The organism is endosymbiont GvMRE of Glomus versiforme (assembly GCF_003546845.1).
The window spans coordinates 403,799-420,690 of sequence record NZ_NWVA01000009.1; the positions used below are offsets into that span (position 1 = coordinate 403,799).

At 29.3% G+C, this 16,892-nt stretch carries 14 protein-coding genes and 1 tRNA gene; 7 read left to right on the forward strand and 8 right to left on the reverse strand.

The annotated features are described in order from the left end of the window. Nucleotides 1–108: 108 nt before the first annotated feature. The gene (locus GvMRE_RS12560) at nt 109–855 is read left to right on the forward strand and encodes a hypothetical protein (protein WP_147411569.1); all 747 of its coding nucleotides are present in this window, start codon (nt 109–111) and stop codon (nt 853–855) included. A gap of 186 nt (nt 856–1,041) precedes the next feature. Here the strand turns inward: GvMRE_RS12560 and GvMRE_RS12565 are convergent. After that, nucleotides 1,042–1,130, reverse strand: a tRNA-Ser gene (locus GvMRE_RS12565). A gap of 176 nt (nt 1,131–1,306) precedes the next feature. Here GvMRE_RS12565 and GvMRE_RS12570 point away from each other — a divergent pair. Further along, on the forward strand, nt 1,307–2,422 hold the full coding sequence (locus GvMRE_RS12570) for a DEAD/DEAH box helicase (RefSeq protein ID WP_147411570.1): 1,116 nt from the start codon (nt 1,307–1,309) through the stop codon (nt 2,420–2,422). Nucleotides 2,423–2,460: 38 nt separating this feature from the next. Here the strand turns inward: GvMRE_RS12570 and GvMRE_RS12575 are convergent, their stop codons facing one another. Next, a complete protein-coding gene (locus tag GvMRE_RS12575) occupies nt 2,461–3,123 on the reverse strand; it encodes a DNA-3-methyladenine glycosylase (RefSeq protein ID WP_216361650.1) in 663 nt (220 codons plus the stop codon). 65 nt (nt 3,124–3,188) lie between these two features. Here GvMRE_RS12575 and GvMRE_RS12580 point away from each other — a divergent pair, with 65 nt between their 5' ends. Together GvMRE_RS12580 and GvMRE_RS12585 are read left to right on the forward strand one after the other, a co-directional pair. Then, nucleotides 3,189–4,136, forward strand: a complete 948-nt coding sequence (locus GvMRE_RS12580; protein WP_172575427.1) for a pseudouridine synthase — start codon at nt 3,189–3,191, stop codon at nt 4,134–4,136. Between the two features lie 65 nt (nt 4,137–4,201). Beyond that, entirely contained in the window at nt 4,202–5,263 is a 1,062-nt protein-coding gene (locus GvMRE_RS12585; RefSeq protein ID WP_147411572.1) for an alpha/beta hydrolase family protein, read from the forward strand. A gap of 111 nt (nt 5,264–5,374) precedes the next feature. On the opposite strand, the gene ndk is transcribed toward GvMRE_RS12585, so the two are convergent. Continuing rightward, complete coding sequence (gene ndk / locus GvMRE_RS12590; protein ID WP_147411573.1) at nt 5,375–5,809, reverse strand: nucleoside-diphosphate kinase; 435 nt, start codon at nt 5,807–5,809, stop codon at nt 5,375–5,377. Nucleotides 5,810–6,013: 204 nt separating this feature from the next. Between ndk and rpsD the strand changes: the two genes are divergently transcribed. Then, on the forward strand, nt 6,014–6,604 hold the full coding sequence (gene rpsD, locus GvMRE_RS12595; RefSeq protein WP_147411574.1) for a 30S ribosomal protein S4: 591 nt from the start codon (nt 6,014–6,016) through the stop codon (nt 6,602–6,604). A gap of 147 nt (nt 6,605–6,751) precedes the next feature. Beyond that, complete coding sequence (locus GvMRE_RS14595) at nt 6,752–6,904, forward strand: DUF6940 family protein (protein ID WP_425451148.1); 153 nt, start codon at nt 6,752–6,754, stop codon at nt 6,902–6,904. 46 nt (nt 6,905–6,950) lie between these two features. On the opposite strand, the gene GvMRE_RS12600 is transcribed toward GvMRE_RS14595, so the two are convergent. The 3 genes from GvMRE_RS12600 to tsaD form a co-directional block, all read right to left on the reverse strand. Further along, nucleotides 6,951–7,442 carry an inorganic diphosphatase gene (locus GvMRE_RS12600; RefSeq protein WP_147411575.1) on the reverse strand — a complete coding sequence of 164 codons (492 nt, stop codon included), beginning with the start codon at nt 7,440–7,442 and terminating at the stop codon, nt 6,951–6,953. A gap of 371 nt (nt 7,443–7,813) precedes the next feature. After that, entirely contained in the window at nt 7,814–8,452 is a 639-nt protein-coding gene (rplD, locus tag GvMRE_RS12605) for a 50S ribosomal protein L4 (protein ID WP_147411576.1), read from the reverse strand. Between the two features lie 406 nt (nt 8,453–8,858). Beyond that, a complete protein-coding gene (gene tsaD, locus GvMRE_RS12610) occupies nt 8,859–9,845 on the reverse strand; it encodes a tRNA (adenosine(37)-N6)-threonylcarbamoyltransferase complex transferase subunit TsaD (protein WP_245939648.1) in 987 nt (328 codons plus the stop codon). A 519-nt stretch (nt 9,846–10,364) separates the two neighbouring features. Here tsaD and GvMRE_RS12615 point away from each other — a divergent pair. Then, nucleotides 10,365–14,318, forward strand: a complete 3,954-nt coding sequence (locus GvMRE_RS12615; protein WP_147411577.1) for a hypothetical protein — start codon at nt 10,365–10,367, stop codon at nt 14,316–14,318. A gap of 450 nt (nt 14,319–14,768) precedes the next feature. On the opposite strand, the gene GvMRE_RS12620 is transcribed toward GvMRE_RS12615, so the two are convergent. Then, nucleotides 14,769–15,134 (reverse strand): SPRY domain-containing protein, encoded by a 366-nt coding sequence (locus GvMRE_RS12620; protein WP_172575428.1) that lies wholly within the window; start codon nt 15,132–15,134, stop codon nt 14,769–14,771. Nucleotides 15,135–15,171: 37 nt separating this feature from the next. Beyond that, entirely contained in the window at nt 15,172–16,167 is a 996-nt protein-coding gene (locus GvMRE_RS12625) for a hypothetical protein (protein WP_147411579.1), read from the reverse strand. Nucleotides 16,168–16,892: the final 725 nt, after the last annotated feature.

A 16,892-nucleotide genomic window follows, 5' to 3' on the forward strand; every position in this document is an offset into this window, starting at 1 on the left:
AGTAAGAGACAAAAATAACAAAGGTTTATCCTATCTTGTTTTTAAGAAAGCTGTTTCTTTCACCTTAAAAAAATATCGAAATGGTCTTTATTTTTGTAAAAAAAAATAATGGAAAAAGCTAAGTTAGTTTCTTTTAAGAAATCAAAAACAGATCATAATAAAGTGAATATTGGAAAAGTATTCGACAACTCCAAATTTAGAATAGAACTATTTGATAAAAATGATGATAAAGTTAAGTATTGAAACGATCTAGACATTAATAACGATAAAGTGAGGATTACTCTTGAGTTTGATAGAAAAATTCCTATTGAATATGAAGAGGACAAAAAAGGAACAGTAGAATATTCACTAAAAAATAATGATAGTTGAGAAGTAGGTAGTAATGGTAAGTTAATAACTAATTTAAATGAGCAAGAAAAATTTTTTAAAATTATTAGAGCAGCTCACATTGATTTATTTAAAGAAAGATTTAAAGAATTGTTTGGCAAAGAAAAGGGGGAAAAAATTGTTGGAAGCGATGACATTGAATATGCTATAAAAACAGATTATGATGAAAATATTGTAGTAGCAGTATGGAAAGAGGGCGATTCTAAACATGTTCACAATGAATTCAAAGGCGATCAAATTGAAATCTGTGTCTATTTTTATTTCAAGGAAAGAGTAACTATTTGAGATTTGGCACAAGCGATTTACTTTCCGAGTAAAACAAAAAAAAGTTTGAGTAAAACAAAAGCAATCTTTTTATTGGCAATCTTTGTAGCAATAATAATTATTTTTTGAAACAAAATTTGATATCGAATGAGAAGGAGAGACAAGCAAAAACAGAAAATTCTTGAGCAGATAAACATGTTCTAGCAAAAATGCCAAAAAAAAAAAAACATTAATGAAAAATAATTTAGTTTTTGGAACACTGAAAAAACCAAAGTTTCAAGATAAAAATTATGTTATTTTAGAAGCGTTTGATTTTTTTTTAAATAATTAATTAGTTTAACATTATTGACATTTTAAAAAAATGACAAGAATTTTTTAAAATGTCAATAATGGCGGAGATAGAGGGATTCGAACCCCCGCGGATTTTGCTCCCTAACAGTTTTCGAAACTGCCCCCTTCAGCCACTTGGGTATATCTCCGTTATAAATATTTTTAGAATAATTTTTCCTAGATTGTGGATTTCTAGTGTTTTCCTTAACTTTATACAACAAAAATTATGTTGAAAAAATGAGAAAGTAGATTTACATTTCCTCCTCTTACTTATTCATCCATCGGAAAAAGAAAAATAATAACAACTAATAAACATAATATATAAATGAACTTAGAAAATATAACCTTATCGGAAAAAACCAAAAAAAATTTACGCCAAACTGGCTACCAACAATTAACCAACATTCAATTACAAACCATTCCTCTAGTGTTGGAAGGTCGAGACATTATTGCTCAATCTCAAACCGGAACCGGAAAAACTGCTGCCTTCCTTATTCCAATTTTGGAGAAACTAGAAGTAATTTTCAAACCACAAGTACTTATTTTAGTTCCTACTCGGGAATTGGCTTTGCAAGTGAGCGAAGAAGCCCGCAAATTGTCCCCGCACAATAATTTACGGGTTTTGGCAGTTTTTGGTCAAGATTCTATCAGAGAGCAATCAAAATCGTTTCGTCGCGGAGTAGATGTAATAATAGGAACTACGGGGAGGGTTATTGACCACATTTTTAAACAAAAAACTTTTTGCTTGGATTATCTAAAATTTGTAGTTCTGGACGAAGTGGACGAAATGATTAACCGGGGGTTTTTAGCCGATGTAGAAAAGATACTAAAAAGGGTTCCTGCAAAACGCCAAACTCTGTTTTTTTCCGCTACCGTCTCCGATGAGGTAGAAGGATTTGCCCGCAAATTTGCCAAAAATCCCTCTCTTATTACCAACCCAACTAACGATTTACCAAGTAATACTGAGCATTATTTTATAGAAATCGCTTCCCCGCGACAAAAAAAGCAAAATTTAGTCAATTTTCTTTCGGCGAACCAACTAGATTCAGTAATCGTTTTTGCTAATACTAAGAGAAAGGTTGAAGAAATAAAAAATAATTTGCTCGATAATCATTTACGAGTTGATTGTATTCATAGTGATTTATCACAGAACAGAAGAACAAGAGTCTTCCAGAACTTTCGGGCTAAGAAAATTTCTTTGTTAATTGCTACTGATGTTGCAGCTCGCGGGTTAGATATTAAAGATATTTCTTATGTTATTAATTATGATTTTCCCCAAAATCGAGAATTTTATATCCACCGAACTGGACGAACAGGAAGGGCAGGAGCCAGCGGCAAGGCTATAACCTTTATTAACTCTCCTCGAGAAAAAAGTCAACTGCTAAATATAGCACGACAAAGAAATTTCAAAGTAAAAAAATTTAATCAATTTCTAGCATAATATTTTTCCTTTAATACTTTGATTTAATGTTGATTAAACTATTTTTTAGAAACAAAAAAATTATCCTTAAGATAAAATCGTCATAAACGATTTTTATCTTCTTTAGAATAGTCAATATTAACTCTTTTGGTAGCAATAATTTCATCCTGATTAATTTCAGATTGGTTTTCTAAGTAAATTAAATCACTAGTAGTTAAATCAACATGGTTGAGGCTTATGTCGATATTCAAGGCTCGGCATAATTTTCCTGGACCATTAGTGTGATAGTAAATTTTTTTCTTTTCGTCTTGGTGGGAACTGACTGGAATAGTATGACCTTCAAGAGGCTCAGCAGCTCTAATCAGTACTCCTTGTGGGTCTCCTTTAACAGAAGAAGCAATATTGAAACAGTAATACATGCTATAAATGAGGTAAACATAAGCACAACCGCCGCGATTATGCAAAGCGGCAGATTTTCATTTCGACCTATTTTCTAGATGAGCATGACAAGCCCGGTCAATTTTTCCGATATAGGCTTCGGTTTCGACAATTTTAACTTTGATAATTTTACCATTAATATTTCTCACTAGTGTTTTACCAAGTAATTTTTGGGCTAGTTCAACCGCGTCAACAGTGAAAAAATTAGGATTAACAATACGCATAAAAAAAATATATCTAATTCATTGCACTTCAAATTCTTCTAGAAATCTTGATATTATCAATGATCAGGATTTTATTGATTTATTTTTTTAGTTGTGATAATGAAATAAAATTTACGCTTAATATAATGATTAATTTTATTATTAAAAAAGAAGAATCTGATCAAACTATAATTAGTTTCCTCAAAAAAAAATTTAGATCCACTCCCCTAAGTCTAATTTATAAGTTATTTCGTAACAAAAAAGTCCAAATCGGTAGAAAAAGCATTCGTTATTATCATTATCGTTTAAAAAAAAAAGAAAAAATTACTGTTTGAGATAGTTTACTAAAAATTTGCCAACCTAAGATTACTCTCCCTACTAAGACTGAAGTAAATTTCGAAATCATTTATGAAGATGAAAACATTATATTAGTAGTAAAAGAACATAACATTGAAGTTCACAGTAGCAAAAGTAGTGATTGTTTAAATAATGCTGTAAAATACTATCTTTATCAGCAAGATCCTGATAAATATCAAGAACAAACGAAATCATTATTCATAATAAATGCTCTTCATCGCCTTGACAAATTAACTAAAGGATTAGTTATTTACCCAAAAAATCCTCCGGCTAAGAAAATGTTATATAATGTCATTAATGATAAGAAGAAAATAACTAAGAAATACTTAGCCGTCTGTGAAAATAATACTAAGAAAGCACTGCCTAATTACATAAGTGGCTATTTATGAAAAGATGAAAAAGAGAAAAGGATGAAATTTTCCCCTAATCCTCAACAAGAACAAACGAAACAATGTTCTATGGAAATAAAAAAAGTGGACCGGGGGAATAATAAACTGCTTCTTGAGATTACTTTACATACTGGTCGTAAACACCAAATTAGAGCTATTTTGTCCTATTTAGGTTGTCCGATTATCGGTGACAAAAAATATGAAAGCAAAATAGAAATAAAAAATAAGATTTTTTTGTTTGCTTACAAAGTATTATTTAATAATTTGATTTTTCCATTCTCTTATTTAAATAAAAAAACATTTGAGATTGACGTAAATTTACGAACATTATTTAAAGAAAAGATTTAAAAACAAGCTTCAACAGGTAAGGTTGAATTGAAAATCAATCAAATGCTATTAAAAATTAATGATATATGCAAAGTAAAATGTCCAAACTTTGACTCTGAGCCAAAAAGTTGTATAAAAATATTCTTAGGTTGTTTTTTTTGTCTCCGAATTCTTCTAGAAATCTTGATATTATCAATGATCAGGACTTTATTGATTTAGTCAACAATAAAATTAAGTTATTAACATGAACAAGAAAAAATTCTATAAACGTTACTTCTTACCAAAGATATTTTAACTTTCTTAAGGAACTAGAATTAACGGAAGAATTCTCTATCATTACTACACGTGGTAACTTAGTCATTAAAGGAGTTAGCCTCCATCCTATATTGAAAAATAGTAATAATAAAAAAGTGATCATTTTTTGTCATGGTGTAACTAATAACAAATGATCACTTTTTTATATTATTCATTTAGTTCTCCAAAGGGGTTATCAAGTAATTAATTATGACGCGCGTAATCATGGATCATCCGAAAATTCCATCAATACTTTAGGACAAGAAGAATCTTGTGATTTACAGGATATTATTGGTTATGTAAAAAAAACCTATCAGCCTGAAAAAATTTGTCTTTATGGATTTTCTATGGGAGCGGCAACCTGCCTTTTTTGGATCAGCTATTTCAGTGGGGGGAATAATTCCGAAGTAAAATTGGTTGTTTCTGAATCCTCATTTGAAGATTTTTCTGGAACTTATGAATATATTTTAGGAAAAGGAATTAATTATTACTGAAAAAAAATATTAGTTGACAAATTAATTGAGAATAAGTTAAAAAGTACAAAACAAGCCCTAAAAGAAATATCTCCATTTATTAACATGCCATGGCGGCTACCTGTTAAGTTATTATTACTTCATGGTTTAGAAGATTCTATTGTTGAATGAAAGTGTTCGCTTAATTTTTATCATAGATTAAAAAGAACTAATAAAAAAAAAATTAATCTTTATCTCTTCAAGCATGCTGACCATGGTGAAGTTTCTTTTATAGGTGATCATGTTCCTGATAGTATCAGGTGAAGAACGAGCAAAAAAGAATCTCAAAAATATAGCACTTTTACTGAGTTGTTGTATAATTATTTGCAAAAAAATTTATAATTTAACTAGCAGTCTAGTCTGTTAAAAAAATCTCATTTTTAAATCCTTGATAAAAAACCTGCGGACATCACGAAGAATATAAATTTACTTGTTTAGAGATTTTAGTAGCGATTAATTTTTTATTTTATTTATAGAATAATTAGCCTTTAAAAAAAAATTAATCTCTTGCTCGGCAGCTTCTTCGCTATCAGAACCATGAATGGCGTTAGCCTCTATATTCTTGCCATAAATTTTTCTGATTGTTCCTTCCTTAGCCTCATGAGGATTAGTAGCCCCCATAATTTCACGATTAAGTTTGATGGCATTTTCTCCTTCGAGACACATTACTACTACTGGTGAACTACACATAAATTTCACCATTCCTTCGAAAAATGGTCTGTTTTGGTGTTCTTGGTAAAATCTTTTAGCTTTTTGAATAGTTAAATGAACCATTTTCATTCCTACTACTTTTAACCCTTTTTTCTCCAAAAAATTAATAATTTCCCCAATTTGATTTTTTTTAACGATATCAGGTTTAATAATGGAGAGTGTTTTTTCAATTCTCATTATATAAATATAATTTTATTAATAAATTAGTTAAAAAAATGTGCAGTTTTGAAAAGACAATAAACTTCAACTGTTAGACTTGTGGTAATCTTATGATAATAATGTTGACCTTTTCTTTTTTAGTTTCTACCATATACTTTTTGCTTGTATAGAATAGAAAGCAAATTTATTTAAGAAAAGTTTTGTAATGTAAAACTATAATATATGTCAAGATATATCGGTCCTTTTTGAAAAAAATCCCGTAGCTTAAGCTTTTCTCTACTTTGAAACAAAAAGGAATTTAGAAAAAATATTACCCAAAAAAAAAAAACAAGAGAATCTCTTTATAAATTGCAACTAAAAGAAAAGCAAAAAATTAAGTATGGATATGGCTGACGTGACAGACAAATGAAAAATGAATACATGAAAATTAAGGCTAAATCAAGAGATACTAACATCAATCTCTTGGTGATTTCAGAAATGCGTCTTGATAGCTTAGTTTTTCGATCAGGATTAGTTAACACTCTTAACTTTGCCCGGCAATTAGTCAGTCATAAACATATTTTAGTTGATGGAAAAACAGTAAACATTCCTTCTTATAAAGTAGAAGCAGGACAAGTTATCATTTTAAAAGAAGAAATGAAACAAAATGAACTAATTAAAAATAGTTTAGAACAAAACATTAAAACTCCTTCTTATATTGCTTTTGACAAAAAAGAACTAACGATTGCTTATTTGAGACGTTTTACTCATGAGGAATTAGAGCAAGGAATAAACACTTCCTTGGTAACAGAATGATATAACAGGAGAATATAGACAAAAAAAGCTAGTTTATGAATAATTTTTACTAACGTCCGCTATTTGCTGTTGTTAGCAAGAGCGTATTTTTTTAAAGATATGAGTTAAAAAGAAAAATAGGGAGATAAAATTAAAATATTACACAAACAACAAGCACTTTGAAAGTTAGTAGCAGAGAAATTATCCGAAGAATTATCAAAAGACAATGCTCCTCGCTGGTTAAATACGCATGGATTAGGAGTTTATTATTTCCATGTTAGAATTGATGAAAGTAATAGATATTATTCGAATTATAAAGAATATGAAAAGTGAGAATAAAATCGCTACCATCTTCTTTCAATTTTTTTCCTATTCAACAATTTAACTAACTTTTTTTTGCCTCTTCCTGGTAGGCTTCTTGACACTCTTTTAATAGTTTTTCGGCTTGCTCTTTACTTTCAAATTGACCTACCTCTACTTTTTTATTTTCTAAATCCTTATAGTGGGAAAAAAAATGAATAATTTTCTTTTTCCTTTTCTCCGGAACATCCTCTAAATTCTGGATATGTTTTAATTCGGGTTCATCATTATCCACTGCTAATAACTTGTCGTCTTGTTCGCCATTATCAATCATTCTTAAAACTCCAATAATTCGTACTTTAACATAATTTCCGGGCGGAGTATTCTTTTCAGTTAAACAAATAACATCTAATTCATCTCCGTCAGGTGCTAATGTTTCAGGAATAAAACCATATTTTTCCGGATAATGCATAGCCACTGATAAAACTCTATCGAGTTCTAATTTTTTTGTAATCGGATTGTATTCATATTTATCAGAACTACCCTTTGGTATTTCCACGTACATTTTTATTTTCATATACTATATCTTTTTATTATCTTGTCAAATTTCTATTATGATGTCTTGAAAACATAATTTATTGATAAATTTATGCACAATCAAGAGAAAAGTATTCGAGAATTTACTCTGAATTTAGTTTTAGTCATATCTTTGTTGATACTAACCAAATTTCTTATTTCTGTCTGGTCGGTTCTTAAAACTTTACCAATTTTAACTTTTAATTCTATTGGTTCATGTGTAAAAGGGTTTAAACTAATTCTAACTTCTCCCAACTAATCATTTTTTCGAGCATGGCAATGAGGGTCATTAACTTTATATTGTTTAGAGGAAAAATTAGGGGGTGCAGATAAATCAATAATATTTTTCACTGCTTTTTCCTATTGTTTAAATTAGCTCAGTCTTTTTTCAGTTTCAACAAAAGCAAAATAGGTAAAAATAACGTAATCAGTAGATAGCACTTGAAGAAAATTGAACATTTTACTGTCACTAATTTTTATGTAAGGCAAATTACGAAAAGCACGCGTTATTTCTTGTTTGTTTGCTTCTTCTTTTCCTAAAATTATTAAGGCATTTTTGATTTTAACTGGCAAGATATTGATAAAATTTGCTGCTTCTTTAGTTTTATAATAATCAAAGTTTATCTTGTCAACTACGATTATTTTTTTATCCTTCATTTTTAATCCTAGAAGAGACTGAAAAGACTTTTTTTTTTCTTTTTTATTGATATCGAGAGAATAATTTCTTTTTCCGTTTGGACCAAAAGCTATACCTCCTCCACGAAACTGAGGAGCATATCTATCTCCGTGGCGAGCATTACCTGTCCCTTTCTGCCGATAAATTTTTCTAGTACTGCCAGCAACCTCTCCTCTACTTTTTACTTTACTATTGCCTTTTCTTTGATTAGCTAAGTAATAACGATTAGAAAGAGAAATGTTTCGGGAAGAAAAAGAAGTTTGCCAAATTGAATTACCAAGTGGAAAGTTCCCGATTGCCTCACCCTTATTATTAATGATTTCTATTTGTTTCATATTTCATATTATAACTGTTTTTGTTAAATAACAGTAAGTAACTTTAGCTCTTTATCATTAAATTTAACATTTCAACAACCTATATAAGTAATATTTTAGTAGTATGATTAGCAGGGAAAAACTATAATGAATATCAATTTATATCTATAATTGTTAATAGTAACAAATAAAAAAATATTACTAAATCTTTTGTGGTGTCGAAAGAGCTTTTTTTTGGTTTTGCTTCAACCACTCCCTATCATTTTGAATAATTTCAGCAAGAAAATTGCGAGTGGAAATAAGCGTCTTGATAGCTTAGTTTGTTAATTTGATACACTACATTTTTTAATTCTTTTACATGTTGAACCTCATATAATATTAATAATTATAGACATTAGGACAAGTAATAAAAAAAATTAAATAATTTTTAGTAGGAAGATTCAAGTCTGGTTCTCTGAACAATTTTGTAATAAGCCAATATTCCTATCATGGCAGCATTATCAGTAGAATATTTTTTTTTAGGGATGAATACTTTTATTTCTCTATCCCATTTTTGAATATTTTTTATTAAACAGTTTCTTAAAAACTTATTAGCAATTACTCCCCCGCCAACAATAATAGTTTTCGACTTTTTTATTAATCAAGCATTTTTCAATTTTTTTGTTAATATTTCGACTAAAGTATGTTGTAAAGAACAAGCCAGATTATTAATATTTATATTTTTTCCTTCCTTGCTTACCAATCGACTAATTTCGCTTTTTAAGCCACTGAAACTAAAATCACAGCTTTTGTCATTTTTCGGCAAAGGTAATTTATAAGTATTTTTGCCTGATAGCGCTAATTCTTCGATAATAGGACCACCAGGGTAGTTATGGCCTAATAAAATTGCTGACTTATCTAAACATTCTCCGATAGCATCGTCGCAAGTTTCTCCCAAAAGAACAAAATCTAAATGATTATTTAATTGATAAATTTGAGTATGACCACCGCTAATAATCAGAGCCAAAGCCGGAAATTCTCATTCTTCATTTTTTTCTAACAAACTAGCATAAACGTGTCCTTCTAAATGATTGCAGGGAATAAGCGGCTTGTTGAGGTATAAAGAGAGAGTTTCCGCAACTGTTTTACCAATCTGTAAACAAATAATTAATCCCGGTTTTTCAGTATAGGCAATGTAATTAATTTTTTCAGGAGAAACTTTGGCCTCTTTCAGAGACTGCAAAAGAACTCTTTGAATATTTTTAACATGCAATTTAGCTGCTAAACTTGGCATTACTCCTCCATATTTTTGTTGTTCTAATATTTGGGAAACAGTGATATTACTGAGAACTTTTTTATTTTCTAAAATAGCAATGCTAGTTTCATCACAGCTAGTCTCGATAGCGATAATTATCATAGAAATTAACTCATTCATTGTACTAATTTTTTAGTGTATTTTCACAAAAAGATAATCTAATTATAAAAATATTAATCAGTATTCATAAGATCTTATTATGTTATCTATTTCAAAAAGTTAAGCTGATAAGAAGGTTCTGAAAAATTTACCTTTTAAGAAGGATTTCTATCCTAGTTATTCATTCACCAGTATTTTTTGTTTCTAGTGTTATAAAAATTTTTGGCTTCTTACATTTTTGTTTAGATGAATTTCCAAAATAAAAATGTTAATCTAGTCAACTAAATACGGAGTGATAGATGAGTATTGTGTTTTTATTAGTGTTTCACTTGCACACAATACAAAAATTATGTATAGATAGGATCTTGTTATAAACCAAAACACTTATATAATCTTTATAGATGTTTATAAACTTATTACCTTATATTTTTTTTAGGTTTCTCTTTGAGTTTCTTATTAATAATTAGTTTCGGCAGTCGTTTGAGAGTATCGAAAAACAAGATAGTAAAATGCTTAAAATAGCTTTAAAGCAAGAATGATATGAAAGTGAATTTAAATTTTCAAGTAAATAGTTTTTTGGAACGTCACGATTGTTGAGATATTTCGCTAAAAATTGGCTCGGGCGGTTCTGAATCATCAGCAGGCGGAGTCGTTTTCAAAAAGACAGACGGAACAGATTTTCTAGGAGGGAAAAAATATAATACTTTATTACTTCCAATAAATTTTATCAGCGGAGGAACATTAAAAGAAAATCAAGGAGACCCAAAACGCGAGCAAATTAAATTCGAAATAGAAGAATATCTTTTAGAAGATGCCGCAAGAGAAGGTACTTTGCGGGTTAAGCCAGCGCAAAAAGTAGAAACAGAGATATCATTTATTCTTTTGAAAGTCCGTGAAGACAAACAAAAAAAAGTCTTATTACTAGAAATAGAAAAACAAGGAGAGAAAACATTTACCAAATATCTACAACAAAAAGTAAATTACATAATTTTAGAAAAAGAAGTAGTAGAAGTATGAGAAAGAAAGGGTGGCGTTCCTCTTTTAAGTCAGCGAAGTGCGGATGCGAATGGAAAAACAGTGGAACCGGGAAAATTTTCGGCTCTTAATTGGGGGAAAAAATTTACTTTTACGCAATTCGATTGAAACGATAAAGTTTCTCCTAAATTGGTTGGGGGTGGTTTCAATAAAAAAGAGAGAGTTAAATTTTATGAAGGCTTTAAGGCTATTGAGAAAGAAGCGACAGGAAAAAAAGTTTTCTGAAATGAATGAGTAATAGAGAAATTTGCTGGTGATGAGGCAGTTAAAGATAGAAGTCCAATTAGTAGTAAAGAACCGATTTTAAAAATTATCCTTGAAGATACTTTTAGGGGTATTAATATTGAGAAGGAGGAAAATGAATGAACTGCCGAATTAAAAGAGTTAGAAAAAATAAAAAATGAAATTAATGATAAACGATTAACCACTTCTAATAACTTGGCAGAAATTAATGGATATATTGAAAAATTAGAAGCCTACAAAAATAAAAATAATAAAATTAAAAATTGAGCCTGGGATATTTGGGATTATAATATTCATCACAAGGTAGAGATTAGTACGAATTTAAGTGCTTTAAAACGACAAAAAAAAAGAATAGAAAATAAAGAAGAAGAATTATTTTATATAAGGACACCAAAAAAGAATATCAATTTTAAATTTAAAATTATCCAAAATAACAGTAATGATTTAAACTATATTTTTGATGTTGAGCCTTTTAATTATCAAGAGGATTCGGGCATTGCTTTAATAGGTCAAGTAATTATGGGAAAATATGCAGGTTGTGAGAAAGAGAATGACTTAAAAAACTTAGCCCCAGGAACAGAAATTAGTCTTCAAGCTGACTATATAGAAAAGGTGATAGGCCGACCGGTTGATGGTTATACGATTGAAGTGGGTCATGAATGAGAAGTGGAAGGAGTAAAACACCACGGCTTAGTCTTGTCTTCCCAGAGTGATTGAACAATAACCGCATTAACCACCGCGAAACTCACACCATCCCCGGCGGAAATTAATATTAATGAGGAAGTGAAAAAAATAGTGGAATTGCAAAATAAACTAAGTAAAGTATTTCCCGACTTCAAAGAAAAAGAACTATGAGGAAAATATTTAATTAACCTGATAAATGAGAAAGATGAATATGACAATGAGATAAATAGTTGGCTAGAAAATGACCAAAGAGCCGTTAGTTATCTAAAACAATTAGCCGATAATGGTTATCTGCCCACCGATAAATTAGAATTTCATCAAGCACTTTCGCAGGGAGGGCAAGCAAAGATTGATTATGTTCCTGGAAAAAAAGTTAAGAACATTACATTTTCAGTTTGAGAATGAAAAAAGCGAAATGCTGATATGTTTTTTGATTGTAATTTTAATGATTTAAAAGACACTTTTTACCTTAAAGCAAAAAGCAACCAACCAGCCCAAGAACGACAAGAAAGAAAAATAAAGGAATTAATTAACCAAGCAGTTGGTGAAGGAAATTTTCAATTTGAAACTGACACCTGAAAAAGCATAAACAAATTTGTTAGAAATAGTAGTGATTATGAAAAATTAAGAAAATTCCTAGAAGCCATAAAAAAAATTAATGATACAGAAAAGTTCTGTTTAGCTCCCAATATAAGTCCCAAAATCACCCAAGAAGAGCGAGAAAAAATTTTTTATCACCCTGACTTATTCAATCAACCAGGAACTGGCGAAGGCTTTATTTATTCAAGAATATTAGCTGACATTTCCGGAATTTTCGCTGATTTTACCAACCGAGAAAAATTAACTGGATTAGAAAATTTCATCGACGGAGGAAAAAATCTTTTAAAAGACGTTGCTGGAAAAGTTAAATGATTGCTGGTTTATTGTAATCATAATATCGTTGTCGCTAATTTAAAAGAAGCTACTAATTTACAGAATACTCATGAGTTTTATGCCAAGGCGGAGCAGGAACTAGAAACTAATCCTTATTCTAAATGAGTTCTGAAAAATATCCATGGGGACAATTGGAGGGCAATATTTAATGAAAAATGTCAAGAACTAAAGACTGCTAATGAAAAACCAGCCACTGCCGTTAATAAACAAATAGATTTATCTAATCAAGAAACGTCGGTTTTATTAACTAATTTAAAAAAATTAAACATTAAACTTATTGAGAAAGAATTAAAAGCACTAGATAAAAGTAAAGATTTAAGCAATCTAATAACAAAATTAGCCCCTGAAAACCAAAATTTTGTTAATGAAATTAACTTAGCCGGAGAGCAAGACCAGATTGAAACAATAAAAAACCGAGTGTCTACAGATATTGCCAAGGTAAAAGCAACTATAGCTAAAGAAAAAAAAAATCTGTTAAAAAATAATAATGCAGAGAGAAATATTCTTTCTTCTAGAAATACATTCTTAGAAATAGATCCTTTCACCAATGCTCAATGGTCCCATCCAACCCGAAACGATTTAAGAGGAAAAACAGCTTTAACTGTTAATGAAATAAACGTAATTAATGATACTACTCTAAATACTACTAATTCCATTAAAGAATCAGCAGTATTACTAAGTCTTCTTCGCACTATCATTAGAAATGAAACAAGAAATGGTGGTTGAGTGCCTCTAACCAATTTGAACACTCCTGCTGCAGTAAATAGAGTAATTAACAACTTTCGACTAGATAATTTTAAAAAAATTGAGAGTTTTTGAGAAGAATATAAAAACGATGTCAACAGCGATAAAGGAAAGGCTTGAATTGTAATAAACAATAACTTAAACAATGTAGCAATAAATATTTTCAATAGATTTGGAGATTTATACGTCGCAAACGAGTCTCTAATCCAAAGCAATGTTTTAAATAAAAAAGCAAAAAACTGTAATATTTGTTCTCAAAAAATTCAAACCCAACTTGATAAAAATAAAGATTGAGAAGTAAAAAGAAAAGAATACTGACAGCAAAAATTAGAAAAAAAGTGTGTTTGTGACTCTCCAGTTAGAAAAGATAATTATTATAATGTTCATGCTTATTCTTCTGAAGCAAATCAGGAAAAAAAATCAACTTCTCTTCATAAATGCAAAAAATGTTGTAAAGTGATTAAAACAGTTTCTAGTAATGTTTATGGTGACGAGTTGGTAGAAACGAATAAATCTTGCATCTGTAAAACGGCAAAGATAAACAGGGAGAACATTTTGAGCTATTTCAAACAGCACAATATTCAATATATTAAACTTTTTAAAGACAACAAAATTATCATAAAGAGTAAAGAAAAAGAAGAAGAAGAAGAAGAAATAAATACTGAGAAACTAAAACAAATAAAAAGCTATATCGAAGAACAAAATAAGAATTCTTTATTTTTAGCTGATTTAGAACAAAATAATCATCCTAATCCTCTTTCTAAGAAAAGTCTCTATACTGGCTTGACTATAGTAGCAATATTTGTTGTAGGTGTAATTGCTTATTTACTAGTAAAAGATAGAAGAAAAAAATAAATGTTTATAAAGAGACGTTTTAATCTTTTTTTAACCAATCTAAATGTTAGTGATTGCAAAAAAAATAGTTTGTTCAATAAGAATCTCTAATTTGATCAGTAAAGATTGTTTTATTCTGCCCTGTCAGTTATTTTTTTACTTTCCAATTGTTATCAAAATAACGGAAAACGAAAAAATGATAACATTCAACTTAATATTTGACAAATAAAGTTATCATTTGTTTTTTATTAATCATATTATCCATAATTTGCAGCGTCAGTATTGTTGTTTTTTTTCTTTGTTAACCTTCACAACAAAAAAAAAATTTAAACCTAAAGTTATTAGTTATTTTTTATAAAAATACAGCGTTTTATTAGGAAAATTCTTGATCTACGATAGAAAACGTTTTTTTAGCAGGATAACCTGAAAATCTTATTTTTGAAAATAAGATTTTCTTGTACGCGACTTTTTTTAAGCTTTTTTAGGAAAATAGCCAGCAACATTATTATTTCTTGCTCCTTTATATTCAAATTCTTTTTCTCCGCTAAAATTACATTCTATTCTGCATTTGTTGTCAGAACTAACAGCAGGAAACCATGTATGTCTTACTCCACAAAATGCATTTCCTAAATTTTTACCGTTCTTAGTAAAAAACACGATACCGGTTTGGGGATAGTAACCACATCCTATAACGTCTCCAATTTCACCCCATGTTTCACTGTAAGATTGTCCTCCGTAACTATTATTACAAAATTTATTCCCATCATCTGAATGATATGCCACAGATTCTTTATGCCACCCTGGGAATCTAATAGTTATTTTTAAATTAGTAATCAAATCAACAAAATTATGTATTTTTGCAGATCTACTTTAGTTAACAGAAGTAAAAATAAAACCTGAAATTGGGATAAGGTCTCGTCGCCAATCCCATAGCTATAGCGGTTTTTTTTTTATTAGGATTTGACAATATTTTTATTTCGTAGTAAAAAAATGAGAAATTTTCCGTTATTTGATTTGAAACTGGTGTCGTTGTGTCATTAATAAATTCTTTGTTATACGATGATTGTGTTGAATCTGTATTCACAGATAATTCGTTATTTTTTTCTTTATTTAAAAAGCTGCCAAAAGGATCAAACATTGGGTAATTTGCTTGTACAATTACTTCTAAACTCTTTTTTTTAAATTCTACTATAAGTCCGTCATTGCAAATGGTTACAATTTTAGCATCAATAACTTCTTTATCTGGTCTAATTTTCCAGGCTTTTACTCCTAACTTCTTGATATGTTGAATATGTTCAGAAGATGGTTCCTCTTCAATTGGTGGATATTTCTTAGAAAATTTTTCTCCAGCAATGTACGATCTATGCTTAGACTCATTTTTTAGTCCATAAAAAAATGATTTTTCAGGAGCTGGGCTAACCTCTTTATAAGAAGGTGGTAAAATTTTATCTCCATAAATGTCCGAAAGCGATGGATATATAGAATTTATTGAAGGCGAGTTATTATTTCTTTCTTTATCATCGTAAAACAAAGATGCTTCTATATCAAATGAATTTTCTTTTTTATATTCCTTGCTAATTTCATAACATTTCCAAATTCCACAGATGATTACCAGTAAAATGAGAAATGCCAATATTGAGAATACAGTAATACAATAGTTTCCGCAATGCTTTTCTCCGCCTACTCCATAATAAAAAAACACCCAACCTGAACCTGAAGACGAACGAGTCATGCTAGTAGTAGAAGAGGAACCGCTATAACCACTATTAGTGCCGGCACCTGCGCCTCCTCCTTTAGATAAAACTAAAGATGTTTTAGAAAAAAGAGTAAAAAACCATAAAAATAAAGCAATATAATCTTTTTGTAACATTTTTTGAAGCTTAAAAGTTACCAAAAATCTTTTGTTTATTTATATAGCTTTTTAAAACGTCTAGATAAAACAATTTGATAAAGAAATAATAGTTTTGAAAAAATGTTTTTCACGATTTTCTGCATTTTCTCATCGACATAATAATGCAGAATCTCATATTGTTCTTGATCTTGATACGAAAAAAATAATAACCATAAAGGTAATCGAATATTTAAGAACAATATTTATATTCCTAGTTTAGTGTTCATTTTCATTAATGATCTTAAAGCTTTTTATCATGGAACAATATATAAATTTCTTTCTGAATCGTAATTGTCATTATTATGAAATAAATTATAGCAAAGTAACACAGAATAAATTAATAACAAAAAAACGAAGTTCTTTCAAAAATTAAACAGGAAAGATTTATTTTATTAAACCATCACGTAATAATAGAGAGAGAAATGTAAACAAAAAAGGAGCGATATTAGTAAGTCAGAAAAAAACTTAAACCGATGATTATTTTGATAAAATATCGTAACTACCTAAAGAGTATAAATAGTTTGAGTATTAAGATCTATTACAAAAACAAAGCGAAAATGATCAACTAAATGACTCATAGTTTACTTTTACAAAGCACTAAGAGTAACAATATTGAACTATTGAATGTTCTTAACTGCTCTATTTTGAGGTTTTTAACAAGGATAACTAGTAGAACTGAAAAACAACAATATTGAGCAAATTAA